This is a genomic window from Dietzia sp. Cai40, from assembly GCF_014145165.1.
GTDB lineage: Bacteria > Actinomycetota > Actinomycetes > Mycobacteriales > Mycobacteriaceae > Dietzia > Dietzia natronolimnaea.
The window spans coordinates 1-3,267 of record NZ_JAALEB010000451.1; the positions used below are offsets into that span (position 1 = coordinate 1).

General features: G+C 69.6%; 2 protein-coding genes. Both read left to right on the plus strand.

Translation table 11 applies throughout. The features are described 5' to 3' along the window. Window positions 1–332 precede the first annotated feature (332 nt). Window positions 333–1,829 (plus strand): SCO6880 family protein, encoded by a 1,497-nt coding sequence (locus G6022_RS15425; RefSeq protein WP_182639396.1) that lies wholly within the window; start codon window positions 333–335, stop codon window positions 1,827–1,829. Continuing rightward, window positions 1,829–3,267: ATP/GTP-binding protein (locus G6022_RS15430; RefSeq protein WP_182691937.1), on the plus strand; the 1,439-nt coding region annotated here is incomplete at its 3' end. The genes G6022_RS15425 and G6022_RS15430, both read left to right, overlap by 1 nt.

The following is a 3,267-nucleotide window of genomic DNA, read 5'->3' on the forward strand; positions in this document are numbered from 1 at the left end:
GGCCCGCACTCCTCGGGAGGCTCGTCGTCACCGCCGGCGGCCGGCTCTTCGGGTCCGACCCCATCGGCACCTTCGGGGGGCGGCGCACCAGCTGGAGGCAGGAGCTCCTCGGGCACGGGCACCAGCTCGTCGGGCCGTGTCGGCGGGGCAGTGGCAAGTGCGGCCCGTGGCGCCGGCACCGTGGCGGGCTTCGCCGCTGCCGGGGTGGGCGCGGTGGCGACGGCAGCTCAGACAACGGCTCGAGCGACACAGACGACCGAGCAGATGATCGACGGTGCGCTGGCAGCTCACCCAACACCCCACCACTACCGCTGACGGCAAGGAGATAGCTGGTGTCTGCATCAGGTGAGCAGGCGGACCTTCGGCTCTACACGCTCGGTGAGAAGTCGCAGCGCACCGGCATGTTCGGCCTGCCGCTGCGGGCCACGATCATCGCCGGGATCGCCTTCATCGCGGCGATGTTGGTGCTGATGCAGGGCGGACTAGGCGCGGGAGCGCTCATTGCGGTGCTGGCGGTGGCGTACCTGGCCCCGGCAGTACTGCGTATCGGTAATCGAACTCTCTACGAGGTGGCTCAAATGCGTTGGCAATTCTGGCGGGCACAGGCCGCTGGTTCCACGGTGTACCGGTCCGGGCCGAACTCGCGGGTACCGGGAGGCCGATACCGGCTGCCCGGCGCCCTGGCCAAGACCGAGCTGCACGTCGGCCGCGACGTGGCCGGCAACGATTTCGCGCTCATCCGAGACCGCGCGCTCAACCAGTACACCGTCCTGTTGGACGCGGCCTCACGCGGCCAGGAGCCGCTGACGGTGGCCGACCGCAACGACATGACCGCCGAATGGGGCGCCTGGCTCGCCGAGCTGTCCCTCAACGACGACGTCGTGGCGGCCACCGTGACCGTCGAGTCGTACCCGACGACCGGGCAGGACCTCATCGCCGCGGTGAAGGACTCGGTCAGCGAGTCCACCCCGGAGATCGCCCGCCGCATCCAGGCAGAGTCGGCGGTGGAGTTCGCTCGCGGCAAGCTCGTCACGCGGTCATGGATCGCGGTCACCTTCAAGGCAGCCACCGCGATGCAGCGCAAGGACCCCGAGGCGATGGCCACCGATCTGGGTTTCCGGCTGCCCGGGCTGTACCAGCGGCTCGAGTACGCGGGAGTGTCCGCCACACCAATGAACCCGGAGGACGCGATCGGGCTGGCGCTGCGTTGCTACCGCCCCGACCTGGAGGAGACCATCAACAGCGCTCGCCTGTCTGGCGAGCCGCTCGGAGTGGACTGGGACGACGCCGGCCCGGCCGAGGCTGTGGCGAAGTGGAATCACTACCGCCACGAAGACTGGGTGTCCCGCTCGTTCGAGATGGCCGCCCCGCCGGCCGCCGCGTTCCCGGACCACGTCCTGCGGCCCCTGTTGGAGCCGAAGTCAGACATTCCCCGCAAGCGCGTGACGCTGATCTACCGCCCGATCGCCGCCGGGGACGGGGTGAGGCAGGTCGAGAAGGAGCACACCGACGCGGTCAACGCTGCGAACAAGACCCGCTCGATCGGCAAGGCCTCTGCCGGCCTGCGCCTGGAACGCACCGAGGCCGCACGGCAAGCGCTGGCCCGAGGCGGCCAGCTCGGCGAGTACTCGCTGCTGGTGACGCTCACCCTGCGCAACCCTGAACTGCTCGACCAGGGCTCGGCGATCATCGGCCAGCTCGGCAACCGGTCTCAGCTTCGGCTGCACGCCACCAACGGCCAGCAGGATGCGGCGTTCGCCGCCGCGCTGGGTCTGGGCGTGCTGCTCGATCAGAAGTCCACGATTTCCTCGTTTGCGAAGGCGGAGTGATGGCCAGGCGCACCAAGACCCCCGTCGGGCCGGCCGAGCTGGAAGAGCTACACGCCCGTATCACCGCCGGCGATCAGCTCCCTCCCTGGCCGCACACACGAACCGGCCGCGCGTACAAGCGGTGGTGCGACGAGCACCCCGACCGGGCCGAGCAGGCGCGCACCGCCCGCCAGGCACCGCAGCTCCGCTACGGAAAGCCCCGGTTCACTAATCGCTACGCCTCCCTCGACGGCCGCGGCTTCAAGGGCGCGTTCTCGGGGCGGATGGCAGTGGTCTCCGCCCCGGCCGCCACCCAGACCTCCACCAACTACGGCTGTGGCTTCAACCCGTGGGTGGTCGGGGCGACCGCCCCGGCGGTCGGCGTCCCTCTGGGGGTTCACGCACAGACCGGCCAGGACGTCTCCGGCGACGTGTTGTCGTGGTTCCGCGCCGGCATCATCGGCAACCCGTCGGCGTTCGTGCTCTCCTTGCCCGGGCTGGGCAAGTCCACGATCATCCGCAAGCAGTTCATCGGCGCGGTCGCCCAGGGCCATGTGCCGATCGTGGCCGGGGACATCAAAGGCGAGTACGTGGCGGTGACCGATGCGATGGTCACCCCGGCCGGAAAGCGCGGGCAGGTGATCCGTCTCGGACATGGGCACGGGCACCTGAACCCACTGGCCGCCGGCGCTCTGGGCGAGGCGATCCCGGTGATGCAGGCCCATCTGGACGAGCTCCGCGACCGGGGCGAGGACAGCACGCGCCTTGCCGAGGCCATCACCGAAACCGAGGAGTCGGTGCACTCGCGGCAGGTCACGATGGTCGTGGCGCTGGCCGAGCTGATCCGCGGTCGGCCGCTGGCTGACTTCGAGGGCCTGGTCATCTCCACCTCGTTGCGTGAAATGCGCCAGGGCGGCAAGTTCTCCTTCGCCTCACCGCCGCTACTGCGAGACCTGATCGACTACATCCGATCCGGAAACGCCGACCTGCGGCGAGCGCTGTTCGTCGCCGACGAAGCGGAGTACAGGCGCACGGTCCGAACCCTCGTCCAGACGCTGGAGTCGCTGACCGACGGCGTCATGGGCCAGGTATTCGCCGAGCACACCACCACCAAGATCGACCTCGACGCCCCGGCGATCTGCATCGACGTCTCGGCGATCGCTCGAGGAGACCAGTCGCTCAAGGCGGGCGTGCTCCTGGCCTGCTGGTCCGATGCCTATGGAGCGATGGAGGCCGCGCACGTGCTGGCCGACTGCGGTCTGGCGCCGCAGCGCTACTTCCTGGCGATTCTCGACGAGATGTGGGCGACCCTGGGCGCCGGGGCGGGGATGGTGCAGCGCGTCGACGAGCTCACGCGCCTGAACCGCACGGACGGCACCGGCCTGTTGATGATCACCCACACGGGCCGAGACCTGGAGACGCTGCCCAACGAGGTCGACGTCAAGACCGCGATGGGCTT